The organism is Funiculus sociatus GB2-C1 (genome assembly GCF_039962115.1).
Classification (GTDB): Bacteria; Cyanobacteriota; Cyanobacteriia; order Cyanobacteriales; family FACHB-T130; genus Funiculus; species Funiculus sociatus.
Map to the genome: position 1 here is coordinate 34,440 of NZ_JAMPKJ010000036.1, position 16,424 is coordinate 50,863.

At 44.9% G+C, this 16,424-nt stretch carries 13 protein-coding genes; 4 read left to right on the forward strand and 9 right to left on the reverse strand.

Features of this window, described 5'->3' with window-relative positions; genetic code table 11:
• Positions 1-106 precede the first annotated feature (106 nt).
• The 7 genes from NDI42_RS17215 to NDI42_RS17245 form a co-directional block, all read right to left on the reverse strand.
• The gene (locus NDI42_RS17215; RefSeq protein WP_190419524.1) at positions 107-1,132 is read right to left on the reverse strand and encodes an NAD-dependent epimerase/dehydratase family protein; all 1,026 of its coding nucleotides are present in this window, start codon (positions 1,130-1,132) and stop codon (positions 107-109) included.
• An 11-nt stretch (positions 1,133-1,143) separates the two neighbouring features.
• Positions 1,144-2,358, reverse strand: coding sequence for an L-2-hydroxyglutarate oxidase (gene lhgO, locus NDI42_RS17220; protein WP_190453162.1), 1,215 nt, complete (start codon positions 2,356-2,358; stop codon positions 1,144-1,146).
• 119 nt (positions 2,359-2,477) lie between these two features.
• On the reverse strand, positions 2,478-3,254 hold the full coding sequence (rfbF, locus tag NDI42_RS17225; RefSeq protein ID WP_190453165.1) for a glucose-1-phosphate cytidylyltransferase: 777 nt from the start codon (positions 3,252-3,254) through the stop codon (positions 2,478-2,480).
• Positions 3,255-3,862: 608 nt separating this feature from the next.
• Entirely contained in the window at positions 3,863-4,822 is a 960-nt protein-coding gene (locus tag NDI42_RS17230) for a glycosyltransferase family 2 protein (protein WP_190453167.1), read from the reverse strand.
• Between the two features lie 83 nt (positions 4,823-4,905).
• Positions 4,906-6,087 carry a glycosyltransferase gene (locus tag NDI42_RS17235; RefSeq protein ID WP_190453169.1) on the reverse strand — a complete coding sequence of 394 codons (1,182 nt, stop codon included), beginning with the start codon at positions 6,085-6,087 and terminating at the stop codon, positions 4,906-4,908.
• Between the two features lie 147 nt (positions 6,088-6,234).
• Positions 6,235-7,224, reverse strand: a complete 990-nt coding sequence (gene hpsE / locus NDI42_RS17240; protein WP_190453172.1) for a hormogonium polysaccharide biosynthesis glycosyltransferase HpsE — start codon at positions 7,222-7,224, stop codon at positions 6,235-6,237.
• Between the two features lie 736 nt (positions 7,225-7,960).
• Positions 7,961-9,433 carry a leucyl aminopeptidase gene (locus NDI42_RS17245; RefSeq protein WP_190453177.1) on the reverse strand — a complete coding sequence of 491 codons (1,473 nt, stop codon included), beginning with the start codon at positions 9,431-9,433 and terminating at the stop codon, positions 7,961-7,963.
• A 195-nt stretch (positions 9,434-9,628) separates the two neighbouring features.
• Here NDI42_RS17245 and NDI42_RS17250 point away from each other — a divergent pair, with 195 nt between their 5' ends.
• A complete protein-coding gene (locus tag NDI42_RS17250) occupies positions 9,629-11,836 on the forward strand; it encodes a lytic transglycosylase domain-containing protein (protein WP_190453194.1) in 2,208 nt (735 codons plus the stop codon).
• A 586-nt stretch (positions 11,837-12,422) separates the two neighbouring features.
• On the opposite strand, the gene NDI42_RS17255 is transcribed toward NDI42_RS17250, so the two are convergent.
• Positions 12,423-12,584, reverse strand: coding sequence for a hypothetical protein (locus tag NDI42_RS17255; protein ID WP_190453196.1), 162 nt, complete (start codon positions 12,582-12,584; stop codon positions 12,423-12,425).
• Positions 12,585-12,704: 120 nt separating this feature from the next.
• Between NDI42_RS17255 and NDI42_RS17260 the strand changes: the two genes are divergently transcribed.
• The 3 genes from NDI42_RS17260 (at position 12,705) to tatC (ending at position 16,004) form a co-directional block, all read left to right on the forward strand.
• Positions 12,705-12,851, forward strand: coding sequence for a hypothetical protein (locus tag NDI42_RS17260; RefSeq protein ID WP_348231441.1), 147 nt, complete (start codon positions 12,705-12,707; stop codon positions 12,849-12,851).
• Positions 12,848-15,100 carry a lytic transglycosylase domain-containing protein gene (locus NDI42_RS17265; RefSeq protein WP_190453213.1) on the forward strand — a complete coding sequence of 751 codons (2,253 nt, stop codon included), beginning with the start codon at positions 12,848-12,850 and terminating at the stop codon, positions 15,098-15,100. Before NDI42_RS17260 ends, NDI42_RS17265 begins: the two co-directional genes overlap by 4 nt.
• Positions 15,101-15,215: 115 nt before the next feature.
• Entirely contained in the window at positions 15,216-16,004 is a 789-nt protein-coding gene (gene tatC / locus NDI42_RS17270; RefSeq protein ID WP_190453216.1) for a twin-arginine translocase subunit TatC, read from the forward strand.
• A gap of 23 nt (positions 16,005-16,027) precedes the next feature.
• Here tatC and NDI42_RS17275 read toward each other — a convergent pair whose 3' ends face one another.
• Positions 16,028-16,336: a DUF3067 family protein gene (locus tag NDI42_RS17275; RefSeq protein WP_190419498.1), complete on the reverse strand. Its 309-nt coding sequence runs from the start codon at positions 16,334-16,336 to the stop codon at positions 16,028-16,030.
• Between the last annotated feature and the right edge of the window lie 88 nt (positions 16,337-16,424).

The window sequence follows — 16,424 nt, forward strand, 5'->3', positions numbered from 1 at the left end:
TAAAACTTAAACCCCATTTTGTTTTGAACTTGCAATTCAAATCTTGAAATGCTAAGTGGTAGATGCCAATAAAAATTTGGCATAATTTTAGTGAAAAAAGCCTTGCTTACTTTTTCCAGAAGAAGTCTCGATCTATTTGCTGAGTGCGAATCAGATATTCAAGCTGTTTTAACCGAGTGAAGCCTCTAAATAAGAAAATGTCTTCTGTCATATCAATTTGCTTAAACAAATCGTATAACTGCTTGGCTCCCAGTTCGGCATTCCATTCACATTTGAATCCCGGTAGGGTAGTATTAATTTTCTCGAAAGAAACACGATAACTGCGATTATCTGAACCGCTTTCTCCAAAGCTTAATTTGCATCCTTCAAAGACATCAGCGATAATTTCTGCAATTTGTTTCACTCGATAATTTTGAGCAGTGTCGCCTACGTTGAAGATTTGGTTGTGAACAATGTCTCGCGGAGATTCTAGGGTGCAAACAATTGCCTTGCAGATGTCAAGAGCGTGAACCAAGGGCCGCCAAGGTGTCCCGTCGCTGGTCATCTTGATTTCTTTAGTTGTCCAAGCCAGTCCTGCAAGGTTATTTAAAACAATATCAAAACGCATTCTGGGAGAGGCACCAAAAGCGGTGGCATTCCGCATAAAGGTGGGGGAAAAATCGTCATCAGCTAGGGGTTGGACATCCCGTTCTACGAATGTTTTACATTCTGCATAAGCTGTTTGAGGATTGACGGGAGATTCTTCGGTGACATCACCTTCAGTCGCAACGCCATAAACACTGCAAGATGACATATAAACGAAGCGACGCACGCCTGCTGATTTAGCTAAATTAGCAAGGCGAACTGAACCTTTGTGGTTAATGTCGTAGGTGATATTAGGTGAGAGTTGTCCGGCGGGGTCGTTAGAGAGTTCAGCCATGTGAACAATTGCCTCTACACCCTGTAAATCTTCTTCGGTAATCTGCCGCAAATCTTTATTGAGGGTTTTGGCAGTTAGGTCGGTGGCGTTATAGAGCCAGCCTACTTTGTAGAAGCCTGTATCTAAGCCGATAACTTCATGTCCGCGTTGCATCAAGAGGGGGGCTAATAATGAGCCAAGATAGCCTTCGGTTCCAGTGACAAATATTTTCATTGCTGCTAATCCTATACGCTGATTGCTGATTGTAGATGCTGCGGTTGGGGAAGTTGTTCGACAATTGCTTTGCCGATTTCAATTGAAGAAGTCGCAGCTGGGGAAGGAGCGTTGCAAACGTGGACGGAGTTGTTACCTTTGACTATCAAAAAGTCGTCTACTAGCTTGCCATCGTTCATTAAAGCTTGGGCTCGAACTCCGGCGTGGGTGGGAACGAGATCGGCCGCTTGGACTTCAGGAATTAGCTTTTGCAAACTGCGGACAAAGGCGGCTTTGCTGAAGGAGCGAATTATTTCTTGGATGCCTTCGTCAGCGTGTTTGGCTGCTAGTTTCCAGAAGCCAGGGTAGGTCATGACTTCAGCAAAGTCTCGTAGGTCAAAGTCGGTTTTTTTGTAGCCTTCGCGTTTGAGGCTCAAGACCGCATTTGGCCCTGCGTGGACGCTGCCATCGATCATTTTTGTGAAGTGGACACCCAGGAAGGGGAAGTCTGGGTTGGGAACTGGATAAATTAGGGTTTTGACAAGATAGCGTTTTTCTGGAACCAGTTCGTAGTATTCCCCTCGGAAAGGGACGATTTTAGCTTGGGGATCGACTTGGGAAAGTTTGGCAATGCGATCGCTATGCAGTCCGGCACAGTTTATCGTGCAGCGCGTCTCATAGATACCATTGTTGGTTTCAATTACCTGAGTATCGCCTTTTCCAATAATTTTTTCAACTTTGGTATTTAGACGAAGCTCTCCACCCTGCAACTCGATCAACTCAGCATATTTCCGAGCCACCTGCTTATAGTCGGCAATTCCAGTTGTATAAACTCGAATTCCCGCCACGCAGTTGACATGAGGTTCAATTTCTTTGACTTCTGAAGCGCTAATCTTAGTAACTTTCAGTCCGTTTTCTAAGCCGCGTTTGTAAAGATTTTCTAGTCGCGGCAGTTCTTTTTCTTCTGTCGCAACAATTACCTTGCCGCAAATTTCATGAGCAATGTCATACTCTTGGCAGAATTCCACCATTGAGCGACAACCGTCTCGGCAAAACTTAGCTTTGAAACTCCCTGGCTTGTAGTAAATGCCAGAGTGAATAACACCGCTGTTATTGCCAGTCTGGTGATATGCCCATTTGCTTTCTTTTTCTAGCACTACAATGCGAGCGTTTGGATAGCGTTTGCCCAATGCCATGCCAGTCGAAAGACCAACAATTCCCCCCCCGATGATTGCAAAGTCATACATGGTATTTTTGCACCTGAAACTAAGATGATTGAGAACTATTTAAGAAGTTATAAAGTTTCAGGTATGAGTCATAAATACCTTGACCGCTCTTAACTTCCAACTCCTAACTCCTAACTATTTTACTGCCACACCTTCCAAGGTGCTTTATCACTTTTCCAAAGTTCTTCAAGATAGGTTTTATCACGTAAAGTATCCATCGGCTGCCAAAAACCAGGATGTTTGTAAGCAGCTAGCTGTCCAGAGTCAGCTAGTTTTTCTAATGGCTCTTTTTCCCAAACTGTGGAGTCGCCTCCAATGTAGTCAATTACTTCTGGCTCCAGAACAAAATAACCACCATTTATCCAGGCTCCCTCTCCGTCTTGCTTTTCTCTGAAGCTGATGATTTTATCTTGTTCTTCTCCCAGAGAAAGCGCTCCAAAGCGTCCAGCCGGACGGGTTGCAGTCAATGTTCCTAAAGTCTTTTGTTCTTTGTGAAACTCAATTAATTCTTTAATATTTACACTGCTGACACCATCTCCATAGGTGAAGCAGAAGGTTTCATTGCCAATATGCTCTCTTACTCGCTTCAGCCGTCCACCAGTCATGGAATTTTCACCTGTATCTACCAATGTGACTCGCCAAGGTTCAGCATATCCGCTATGAACATTCATTTGGTTAAACCGCATATCAAAAGTGACATCGGACATATGCAAGAAGTAGTTGGCAAAATACTCCTTGATTATGTAACCTTTATAACCGCAGCAGATAATGAAGTCATTAATCCCATAGGCAGAGTATGTCTTCATAATGTGCCACAGTATGGGTCTACCACCGATTTCAACCATAGGTTTTGGTTTAATAGTGGTTTCTTCACTTAAACGAGTACCAAGTCCTCCAGCTAGTATCACTGCTTTCATGTATCACCTCATATTTCTCAGGGTTATCTCTAACTTTGGATAGATACACTAGCCCCGCAATTATCTGAGTAAGGTGTGAGGTTAGTTTTCCATGTCACAATTCTAGTGGAAACTCTACAAATGACTGTAAAAATAACGTAAACTACTTACGTATAAATGTGAAGACTTGAAAAAGTTTTTGTAAATACCCTGATATTTTCCTGAATAATATAGTTGTACTTGTAAGTATAATCTCTCATTCTAAAGAAACCCTTGAGAATGAACTAAGCATCATTGGTCTTGAAGTATCGATATTTACTAGAGTATACTGAAGCGTTTTTAAGCACATTTTTGCTGCATATCAAGTTATAGGCTTTATTTTTGAGACGCTAGATACAAATCCCCCTTCGCCACCCTTAATAAGGGAGACAAAAAGGGGAGAGTATAGCAATCCTATTTGAGTTGTGACCCAGCCCTCCAGATACCCGACTTCTCTAAGAAATCGGGTATCTCGCCTTCACGAATCATTTAGGACTGCTATAGCATCACCAAAAGTAATTAGTAGTACCTTCCTTGGTACGCAGCGCTTACTAATGAGTAGTAGAATGCTTTAAATAGCTACTTTTGAACTATTTTCGGGCAAAAATTTTCTTTTTTATCAGGCTTCTAGCTCGTCTTGCTTCTCTGCTCACACGCTGCATTAAACTTGGAGTTGTACTGCCATAATAATATCTTTCTAAAACAAGGCTATCAGATTGGGAATCCCTCAAAATAAAATTGGGATGTTTGAGCGGAAATGACATGGCTTCAACAGGCATATTAGCCCGCCAATCATAAATATCTCTGGTATGCGTTGATGTTAGACCAAAGCCAATATTGGAAACTAAATTAACATTAGGCACAACGTACAATCCCTGTTGCAACCAGCAGGAAAGTACCCATTGATAATCCCAAGTATCTTTACGGTTTTCGTGGACAGCTCGAAATACGTTACTCCACCAATCTACAGCACGAGAATCTGATAATATATCCATCAACCATCCCTGATCTCGGACTTCTGGCCAGAGCTTCATTTCCAGATCCATATGTTGCCATGCTCGTCGCCAAGATGCCCATCCCCACAAATTAGGGAAGAGAGAATAATAGTAGCTGTAATCTGTCCGAGTGCTTCCCTTGAGGAAGTTACTGCCGCTAATTCCCATAATTTTCGGCTCATCTCGGTAATATTCGAGAATTTCTTCACAGAACCGAAAGAAACTGGGATGAGGTACGCAGTCATCTTCTAGGATAATTGCCTCTTCTACATTCTGGAATATCCAGTTTAAGCCACTGTAAATGCGATCTTTAGCGCTAAGAAAAGTATCAGAGTAATTTTTTAGAATTTCGCAGTCCCAATCAACACGTTCAATAATTGCACGAGCCTCTGCATTTAGTTCAGCTTGGTCTGGTTTGTTAGCTGGGGAAATATTAGAGACTACTAAGAGCTTGGGTGGTTTTGCTTGACGGATTGCTTCAAATACCTTTTGGGTGGTATCGGGGCGCTTGAAGATGAAAATAGCAACTGGTGTTTTTAGGTGCCAATCAGCCATTAAGTTACCCCTTTGCGATCGCAGTAGATGTCATCGTCTAGTTTGACACGCTTGAACGCCGTCACCATTAACATTTCACAGTTTTAGCAAAATTCAGCCAGAATGCTATTGTAAATTTTTTCTAACTTTTCTGTATTGCGTTTTAAATTAAACTCTTGTTCTACGCGGTTGCGCCCAGCCATAGCAAAACGTTTTCTCAAGGAGGAATCTCCTAGCAGAGTTAAGATACGTTTAGCCATAGCTTCCCAATCTTTTTCTGGCACTAAGAAACCCGTTTCTCCATGAACTACAGCTTCTGGGATACCAGCATGAATAGAAGCTACAACAGGTAAACCCATTGCTGCGGCTTCATTGACAACATTAGGTAAGCCTTCAGAATCTCCTGTGGTAGCTGTGATGCTAGGCGCACAGAGCAAAAAAGCTCGATTCATCCACTCTTTAACAACGTCGTGCGATCGCGATCCTAAAAAACTGTAACGTTTTAAGGAACTCTTAGCTAGTTCTTCCAAAGTGGCACGCAGTGAACCATCTCCAATCATTACTAACTCGACTTCAGGCATTATTGCCTGCACCTGCGACATGGCCCGGATGAGATATTCGCAACCCTTTTTTTCCACCAAGCGTCCCACAAATAGCACTATTGGCTCACGCACCACCTTAGGATCTGGGGTGAATTTATCAACATTCACCCCAGTATAGAGGACTACAGCTTTTTCTGGCGGACATCCTTTTTCTATTAATTGGGAACGGATAAAATCAGAGACAGCAATGCAATACCGAGCTTCTTTAAATAGCTGCTGACGTTTGCTTACGTAAAAATCTCTGTAAAACTGACCTCGCTTAAAAAAGAAATCAAGCATTTCGACGCGCCCTTGCTTGATTTCACTGGCTTGCATTCCTGTGATGTCGTTTCCCCGAAAAGTTACCAGCAGAGGAATCCCCAATTTTTCAGCTAACAAGAGTCCCCAAATTCCGTCAAGGCCAAAGTGAGCGTGCATTATGCAAGGAGATAAATCTTGCATAAACTTAAACCATTTAGGATGAACAATGCCACCTATTTTAAAAGCGGTTTTCCAAATCCCCGGACGCGAGACTAAATCGCTGAGTGTGATGCTTCTTTCCTGGGGAATAAGGAATTTAGATTCCGGAGTTCGTGAAGTACCAACGTAGAATCCTGTATAGGATGAAAGACTTTCTACTTGAGTTGGGATAAAGGTTTCCGAGTAAGGAAGCAGTTTATCCCGATACATGATGATTTTTTTCATTACTTAGTTATCCTTCGCAGGCTTTGTTGCCTGGGGCTATACAAATAATGTCGTGGCTAGCAGGCTTCCTTTCTCTGTACAAGGCGACTCGTCAGGTGTTTTCGCTTTCAGGTTCCTATCAATTGGATTTTGCGCTACTTTTATTTATTAGCAATGGCTCAAATTTGGCTGTTTTTTTTCGACAACTGGAGACTGAGAAGCTAAATAATGCTGTTTCCAAATATACAAAGGGCTGAAAAGCGTACTTAAAAATAGCTGCATTTCGCAAGCTGCAATGTTATCGGTATTGAGAATGCGGTAATTTTTGATGAAGTGGAGAATTACTTTGCGGAGGTCGCTTGCTATGTAGAAGGGGATAATCAAGGGCCTTTGCCAAGGTTTAAAGGCGATCATCCGAATATGGTGCCGACCAATACCAGCGCCCCGACACAAATCCATCAAATACTGTCTTTCTAAACGCCATTTTGGTATTTGATGGTAAATGCACATTTCCGGATTATGCCAAATTTCCCAACCTTGCCGCTTCAGGTATGAAAGTGCTTCTATGTCTTCACTTTTTACTGTTAAAGATGTACCAACAGGCCCTTTTAGAAACAGACGATTAGGAACACTTTCTAACCAGGCTTGTTTGCGAATCACCATTCCCGCACCAGGGGGAAGTACACGGTCATAGCGGAATGGTTTGTCACCACGATCTACGATAGCCATAATTGGAGCTATTTTGTTGAAGTTTTCTGGCGGAGCGACTTCAAATTCTCCGCGAATTTCACTTCCATAAGCTCCGGCATTTGGATGCGCTATCCCGAAGGAATAAGCTGCTGCAACCCAGTTGGGAGTCGGCAAATTATCATCATCAATAAAACCTATAAAGGTGCCTTTGGCTTCTTTTATTGTGCGTTGTCGTGCAACTGCTGCTCCTTGCTCAGGTTCAAAGTAATACTTGAGGGGATAAGCTTTAGGCCAATTTGCTTGATATCCTTGAATAATCTGAGCTGTGTTGTCAGTGCTGTTATTGTCAACAATTACAATTTCCCAGTTTATCTGCTCTATATTAATTTGCGATCGCAATCTCTCTAAAACATCTGGGAGACGCTTTTGGGCGTTATACGCTCGAATAGCTACGGTAAAGTCAACCATTATTTTCACCTGTGGTGCTAGTGGTGGTAGATGCCATATTACGGCGGTATATTTTTAGGTTCTGGTATAAACCAAACTGAACAACTAGGCAGTATCTAATTTTTACCTACACTAGAGCTAGTGGTTTTTCCTACTGAACCTTGATCGATCCCCTTAGCTTTGGCGCTGGGTATTATCCTAGAACGATTCAAGTTTTGCGTCGTTGCGAGAACTTTACTGGCGATCGCTCTCACAAAGCCATTGCGAAAACGTATCCCTCTATAGTAGCTATTCAGCTCAGGCAATGCGTAAATATGCTTAGTATATTACTAGGGGTTTAAACGCAGAATGCGATCGCAGTTGATTTAGGCATAATAATCAATACATCATATTTTTGCTATTAAAGATTAGTAATTTTATATAATCTTTAAATTTGCAGGTATTTTGGTTGATATTGTAAATTTTTAATAAACCTAGAGTAAGTCCAATTGGGTTTTTAAAACTGGCTATTGGCAAGAGTTTCCTCTTCTAACATCCTTGCCTCCACAATGGTATAACTCTTACACCAGTATAAGGTAGAACTATATTCAGGCTAAAGTGCTACCTCAGTAGAATCATCAGTCGAAGGGAGCAAAAGCGATCGCTTTGTAGGGATTTAGCATTTACTACGAGATTGACTAATAATACCTTCAGAATTGGGGATTAAGAATTGAAAACAGGCAATTCTGGCTCTTTCCCAATCCCCAATCCCCAATCCCTAGTTCAGTACCCAGTTCACCAAAGTACGAACGCCGTAACCCGTAGCACCAGCATTGTTAACGCCGTTTTCCTTATCCGCCCAAACCGGGCCGGCAATGTCTAGGTGCGCCCAAGGAGTTTCCTTGACGAACTCCTTCAGGAATAAAGCCGCAGTAATCGAACCACCTGGACGAGGGCCAGTATTCTTCATATCGGCAATCTGCGACTTGAGTCCTTCAAAGTATTTCTCTTCCATAGGCATCCGCCACAGCTTTTCCCCAGCCATTTCCGAAGCCTTCAGCAACTCGTTGGCAACTGCATCGTCTGGACTCCACAACCCAGCAATATCGTCGCCCAGTGCAATTACGCAGGCACCTGTAAGTGTAGCTAAGTCAACAATAGCGTCAACGCCCAACTTTTCCGTAAATACCAGTGCATCCGCCAAAGTCAATCGACCTTCGGCATCGGTATTGTTAACTTCAATCGTTTTGCCGTTGGAAGCTTTGAGGACATCGCCTGGGTGCATAGCGTGACCGCTAATCATATTCTCAGTCACAGCAGAGATAAAGTGGACTTCCACATCTGGCTTCAACTGACCGATAGCCTTAGCAGCGCCAAGCGTGGCGGCACCACCACCCATATCCATCTTCATAGTCTCGATGCCGCTGCCAGCACCTTTAATGTTAAGACCGCCAGAATCGAAGGTAAGACCTTTGCCGACAATTGCCAATTTCCGGCGGGGCGTTCCTTCTGGTTTGTAGGTGAGGTGGATGAACTTGGGGGGCATATCGGAAGCTTTAGCAACAGCTAAAAATGCCCCCATGCCAAGCTGTTCACACTCTTGTTGTTCCAGAATTTCTAATTGTAGACCGTGTTCTGCTGCGATCGCTTGTGCAGTTTCGGCCATAGTTATCGGCGTACACTCATTCGCTGGTGCTGCTACCAGTTCCCGCGCCAGAATCACGCCATCAGCGATCGCTTTAGCGCGATTAATTGCCGACTCTTGACCGGGCAAAGAGAGTAAATCAACACGTTCTAGCTGCACATCTTTGTCTTCCGGTTCAGACTTAAACCGATTATCCTTATGTAAAGCTAAGAGAATGCCTTGCGCGATCGCACTCGCACTCGCCTCTGCATCCTGATTCCACACTGGCAGACTAACCCCCAGAGTTTTGCACTTTTCCTTTCTCGCTAACCGGGCAACAACAGCACCAGCCCGCCGCCAAGTTTCCAGCTTCAAAGCCTCTGGTTTACCCAATCCCACCAACATAATTTTGCGGATAGGGCTACTTCCACCAACGCGAGTTACAGCGCTACTGCCTTCTTTTCCCTTAAATTCCGTCTCTTCAATCAATTCCTTGATAGTCCCGGCGAGTTTTTCATCCAGCGCCGCCAAATCGCCAGTTATCTCCAATCCGTCCTCAAATAGCCCAACAGCGAGGGCATCCCCAGACCAGTCCAAACGTGGCGTATCAGTCGATCGAAATTCCATTCCTGTGTTCTGCTGATTGTTTACCTGTATTAGTTACCAGTATCGATCAAAATCAAAAGCCAGGTTTTTGTAACGTTCCCTTACAGGGTTGCCCCAAGTCAGGTAATTTTCGCCAGAGTATCAGCTAACTCGGAAACTTTGATTAAAATGCTAGAGTCTCAGGGAATTTGATTCAGACGTGGCGGAAAAGAAGCGATGTTGAAGCAGCGGAAAACCCAAATTTCTCTGGCTGTAGGGGCAGGATTACTTGCCCTAGTAGCTGGGGCAACTCTGTCAGTACCACAATTGACCAGTTTGTTAGGGAAATTGATGGTTAATATTCAGCCTCAGGAGCAGTCAAGCCAGAATCAGGGGAGCCAATCTGCTCCTTCGGTTTTGCCATTAGCGTCGCTCCCGGCAGCGCAGCGGGAAGCACAACTCGAAGCGATCGCCTCCAGCAATCAATCCATCGAGCGTAACCGCGCCCGTTATCTTTTGGCTAGCGATTTGATTGACTCTAAGCAAGGGAAAAAGGCGCTCAAACTGCTGGAAGGATTAGAGTCAGACTATCCAGTTATGGCACCCTATATTGCCTTAAAACGCGCTCAAGCTTACGAACTGGCTGGTGACACTCAAGCGCAGACGACTAGGCAGAATTTAGTCAAACAGTATCCCGACTCACCAGCAGCAGCCGAAGCACTGTATGTGTTGGGTAAAAAGAATCCGAAATATTGGGACAGTGCGATCGCATCCTTCCCCAGCCATCCCCGCACCGTGGAAATTGTGCGTACTAGGTTGAGCAAAAATCCCAATCAGCCGCAGTTGCTCTTAATGCTAGTAAAATACACTGGGAAGGAGCCGGGAATTCTTGCCGTACAAGATCGGCTAGTTACTCTGAATGCTGCTGCCAAGAAACAAGGCACAACCCTGCTAAAACCCGAAGATTGGGAAGCGATCGCATTTAACTACTGGGAAAACCGCAGTTATGAAAAAGCCAGCATCGCCTATGTTCGCGCACCCCAAACTGCCCGCAACGCTTATCGCACCGCCAGAGGACTACAACTTTCCGGCAAAACACTAGAAGCCAGAATTGCCTACTCATCCTTAATTTCTAAATTCCCCGATGCCGAAGAAACCGGACTCGGCTTGCGGCGTTTGGCAGAATTAGTCAAACCCCTAGAAGCATTACCCTATCTAGATCGCGTTATCAGCAACTTTCCCGACGAAGCAGGTGAAGCACTCCTGGCCAAGTCCAAAATCCTCGAACAACTGGGAAGCTCTCAATCAGCCTCCGACGCGAGGCAATTGATGCTAACTAAATATGCCAGTTCCGACATAGCCGCAGAATATCGGTGGAAAGTAGCTCAACAACAGGCACAGCTAGGCGATTTCCGGGAAGCCTGGAAATGGGCGCAACCCATCACAATCAACAATCCCGATAACATTTTGGCTCCCAGGGCCGGCTTTTGGGTCGGCAAATGGGCAACTAAGTTGGGGAAACAGCAGGAAGCGAAAGCAGCTTTTGAACACGTACTAGCTAAGTATCCCCAATCCTACTATGCGTGGCGTTCTGCCGTCTTATTAGGCTGGGATGTGGGAGACTTTACCACCGTGCGTCAGTTGTCCCCGGAAGTAGTGCGACCCATCGAACACCCAGTCCTACCTGCTGGCTCCGAAAAGTTAAAAGAGTTGTACCAGCTAGGTCAACACCGGGATGCTTGGATGCTTTGGCAAGCCGAATTCCAAAACCGGATGCAGCCCACCGTTGCCGAACAATTTACTGAAGGCATCATGCAGCTAGGATTAGGCAACTACCTGAAGGGAATCTCTTATATTTCTACTCTCGAAGACCGTGAAACACCCGCCGAACTGGAGGAATACAAAGCTTTCAGGCAACAACCCGTTTACTGGCACAGTCTCTATCCTTTCCCATATCTGGAAATTATCGAAAGCTGGGCGCAACAGCGTCAGCTCAATCCTCTACTCGTAACAGCTTTAATTCGTCAGGAGTCGCGCTTTGAAAGTAAAATCCGTTCTGTTGCTGGTGCCGTTGGTTTAATGCAAGTGATGCCAGGAACAGGTAAGTGGGTTGCCGAAAAAATTGGAATTAAGCAATTTAATACGGAAAATCCCAACGATAACGTAAAATTGGGAACTTGGTTTCTTGACTTTACCCACAAGGAATATAACAACAACTCCCTGTTAGCCGTTGCTAGTTACAATGCCGGCCCTGGTAATGTCTCGAAATGGCTTAAGCAAAAAGGGTCTATCGATCCAGATGAATTTGTCGAAGAAATACCTTTTGATGAAACAAAGGGTTATGTCAGACAAGTTTTTGGTAACTATTGGAATTATCTGAGGTTGTATAATCCAGAAGTTTCTAAGTTAGTAGAAAAACACTCAGGCGTTCAGATACTGCGCTAAACAATTAAAGATAAAAAATTCAAGGGTGAATGTAGGGACATGGTATTACTAGGTATTACCATGTCCCTATTTTTCGGTTAGTGTTGTGAACCTCCAAGCTCCCCCAAGAAGGTTTAAAAAGGGGCTTTTAGAAGTATCACCCTCATTTTCATAGAGTACAGGTGCGTCCATCGCGAAGCTAGAGGGATCAGCCCTTAACCGTACAGTATTGTTTGCCTACAGCATGACACTTTCTTAAAAGTCACACATCACGTAACCATAGATTTTAATCTGTGGTAATTTATCGATTCTGGTAAAAACTGTTAGTCTTAATTTTTTTTAACAAGAAATTTAGGAGGACACCACTTTTGACAGAGGCTTGTTACCAATATTTTGCCTAGAGCAGCTTAATGCAATGTTTTGTAATCGGTTTCTCACTTAAATCGATTATCCTGGTTTAAAGAGTGTTCCATGCCTTCGGCTATGTGCCAGCAGCCGTAGCACAGAGATCATTAATTCACATTTGCCAGCTAATTTACAGCGTTCTGCACTTGTGTTTTTTGGCTAATTGTGCATAAAAAGCTGCTGAAGCAAGCACAAGCTATTCTTATTCAGAGTCTGAGGTTTTTCCAATCCACAGGATGATTTTGCGAATAGGGCTATCGACACCCAGCCGCATTATGGCATTGCGGACTTGTTGGGCTTTCAATTTAGTTTCTGGAATCAGTTCCTGCAAGGTACTACTGAGGTTTTCAGGCAGCTGTGTCACATTTCCGGTCAATTCCACCGCCTTTTTTTACAATCCAATTGCTAGGGCATCTCCCAAGAAAAATCAAACGCGGCGGAGCAGTAGCGTTAAATTTCAGCGTTTTGTTAATCAAGGATATTTGTGAGTGTTAGTCAGCGATCGCATAATCGCAAAAAGGCTCACCTTGGAGGTAAGAGGACTGGTTCAAAGCTTGACAAAGGGATAGCACTAACAACCACCGAATCCCAAAAAAGAGAGATGGATGTCCGTCGCACGGAGGTTATATGAGAAGGTCACGTCCTATTTTTGCCCGGAAAAACTCGCGTCTGGTTTTTTCGCGAGCCAACCAATCAAGAAGGAAAAATCAAGTCGTCCTAGCTGCCGTTGCGGGATTAAGTGCCTTGGTGATTGGCACAACCATGTTACCCAAGAAGTATAGCGGCTGGCTGGAGGGATTGGTCACTTGGGTTCCTTTCCAGGTGCAAAACAGCTTGTTAATGCGGGAAAATGACGACTCAGCTGTTGCCCGTTTAGTATCGCTACCAGCAAAAGAGCGGACATCGCAACTAGAAGCGATCGCTAACGGAAAATTATCTCTTGACCGCAGTCGCGCCCGTTATATGTTGGCTAGCGATGCAATTGCTGCAAAGCAAGGTGAAAAGGCACTCTCCCACTTAAAAGCCCTAGAGCATCAATATCCGGTTTTATCGGGACATATTCTCCTCAAACGAGCGCAAGCTTACGAGCTTACTGGCGACAAAGGTAAAGCCAAACAAACTTGGGAAGAGTTGGCACGCCATTCTAAAGAACCCGTGGCAGCTGAAGCTTTATATGCACTAGGGAAGACAGATAAAGAATATTGGCAGCAAGCAATTGAGGAATTCGAGAGCCATCCTCGCACCCTGGAAATAGCACGCTCTTTGCTCAAAGAAAATCCCAATCAGCCGGAATTGATGCTGTTGCTGGCGAGATACGCCTTTGACACACCCTCCATTACCTCCGTGCTAGACAAGTTAGTTGGTTATCCGGACGCGATCAAGCCGGAAGACTGGGAAGCGATCGCTCTAGCCTACTGGGGAAACCGGAAATACGGTCAAGCCAGCGCCGCTTATGCTAACGCCCCTCGCACACCCAAGAACGCCTACCTCGCCGCTAGGGGACTCCAGCTAGCCGAAAAGAAACCACAAGCAGTCCGCGCCTATAAACAAATGGTGCAGGACTTCCCCAAAGCCGAAGAAACCGCAACAGCTCTGATCCAAATTGCCAAAATGGGCCCCGCGATAGAAGCGGTACCTTATCTCGACCAAGTTATTAATCAATTCCCCGATCGAGCTGGCGAAGCACTGGTATTAGAAGCTTCCGTTCTCGATAGTCTCAAAAGTTCCGAGGGAGCCGCCCAAGCTCGTGAATTGCTACTAACCAAGTATGGCGATTCCGAGGCGGCGGCACAATATCGGTGGAAAATGGCTCAAGCGAGGGCAAATGCCAAAGATTACCAAAGCGCCTGGAAATGGGCAAAACAAATTGCCACCGAAAATCCTGATAGCGAGTTAGGTCGTCAAGCCACCTTTTGGACGGGTAAATGGGCTAAAAAGCTGGGAAAACAGCAGGAGGCGAAACAGGCCTTTGAGCAGGTGGTAACTAAGTACCCACAGTCTTACTATGCGTGGCGGTCTGCTGTGCATCTGGGCTGGGATGCGGGAGATTTTTCCACAGTACGCAAGCTAGATCCTAAAGTAAATTGGCCTGCCAAGCGACCAGTTCTACCTGTAGGTTCTGCGACTTTACAAGAACTTTACCAGCTGGGTCAAGACAAAGATGCTTGGGCAATCTGGCAAGCGGAATACAAAAACCGGATCAAGCCAAGTGTGGCAGAACAATTTACCGATGGTTTAATCAGACTCGCCAAAGGCGATCGCCTTCAAGGAATCTCTAAAATATCTAGTCTGGAAGACCGCGAAACACCTGAAGAACAAGCCCAGTACGAAACTTTACGGCAACAGAAGGCTTACTGGCAAGCTCTCTATCCCTTGCCTTATATCGAAACCATTGAAACGTGGTCTTCCAAGCATCAACTCAATCCCCTGCTCGTCCTCTCTGTGATCCGCCAAGAGTCAAGGTTTGAGCCAAAAATTCGTTCTGCTGCTGGTGCGATGGGCTTGATGCAGATAATACCAGTAACAGGTAAATCGGTTGCCGAAAAAATGGGAGTTAAGCAATATAAACTTGACAACCCCAAAGACAATATCAAATTAGGCACCTGGGCTTTGGATGAAATGCACGATCGCTACAAGAATAATTCCCTCTACGCGATCGCTAGTTACAATGCTGGTTCCACTAATATATCCAAGTGGCTGGGCGAAAGAAGTTTCAGCGATCCAGACGAATTTGTGGAAAATATCCCCTTTGAAGAAACCCAAGGCTACGTCAAAAACGTCTTTGGCAACTACTGGAACTACCTGCGCCTGTACAATCCAGAAGTTTCCAACCAAGTAGCAAAATACGCCGATGGTCAGCCCACCGCGCTAAAAAAATAAAAAATCGGGACTGGGTTAGCACCTTCTCAATCACGGTTTTCCCCATTTTTTAATCACCCAGACAGCAAGACATAGATAAAATAGTCAACAAATACTGAAACCAACCCCTTGACCGATGACGCTTCCTTCCGAAGTCGATACCGCACTCCCGCCAGACTTAGAATTGGCAACTTCACCCGAAGATGAATATCTCGATGAACTCCCTGCTGACGTCGAAATGTCCCTGTTTGACCATCTGGAAGAGTTGCGGCGGCGGATTTTCTATGCGCTGATTGCTGTTGTTGTTGGTGTTGCAGGTTGTTTCCTGTTTGTCAAGCAAATCGTCCGCTTATTGGAAATCCCGGCGCAGGGAGTTAAGTTTCTCCAACTTGCACCAGGAGAATACTTTTTTGTCTCTATCAAAGTCGCTGGTTACAGTGGCTTGCTAGTCGCCAGTCCTTTTATCCTCTACCAGATTATCCAGTTTGTTCTACCAGGGCTAACTCGCCGCGAAAGTCGCTTAATAGGGCCAGTTGTCTTGGGGTCAAGCTTTCTGTTTGTGACTGGTCTGTTTTTCGCTTATGTAGCACTTATTCCCGCGGCGTTGAATTTTTTCATCAGCTACGGTGCAGATGTCGTAGAACAACTATGGTCAATTGACAAGTATTTTGAGTTTGTGCTGCTATTGATGTTTAGCACTGGCTTGGCGTTTCAAATTCCCATAATCCAGTTATTGTTGGGCTTTTTGGGAATTGTCACTTCAGCGCAAATGTTTTCTGGTTGGCGGCTGGTGATTCTGGGAGCAACTGTATTGGGTGCGGTGCTGACACCTTCCACCGACCCGCTTACCCAAAGTCTTCTCGCTGGTGCGGTGCTGGGTCTTTACTTCGGCGGTATCGGTTTGGTAAAGCTGTTAGGGCGCTAAGATATTTTCTCGTTCCCAGTTTCTCAGAGTATCCATTCGGAAGCGCGATCGCCCAAATCTAGGGGAATGCTTACCGCTTTGCCTAGACGAGGGCGATCGCGTGTCTGTTCAATATACTCTTGCACCGTTGATGCTCCACCCCAAGCATGGAGATAACCAGCGACAGTCTCCAGGTGCGCTATGTACTCCGCCTCTGAAAGCGGAAAAGACACCTGCTCTAAATATTTCCACATCACCTGAACAAAAATCTTGTTCTGAACCCGCCTAATCTGGATATCGTATGAGCGCCCCCACTTGGAAAGCAGCAGTTGCTGAAGGTCTTGTCCTGTCATAATTTTTTATTGTTATAAATTTTATTCACATATCGTCATAAAGGAAGCGGTTCTTAAAATTATGATACGGTGCAAAAGAATGTAATAA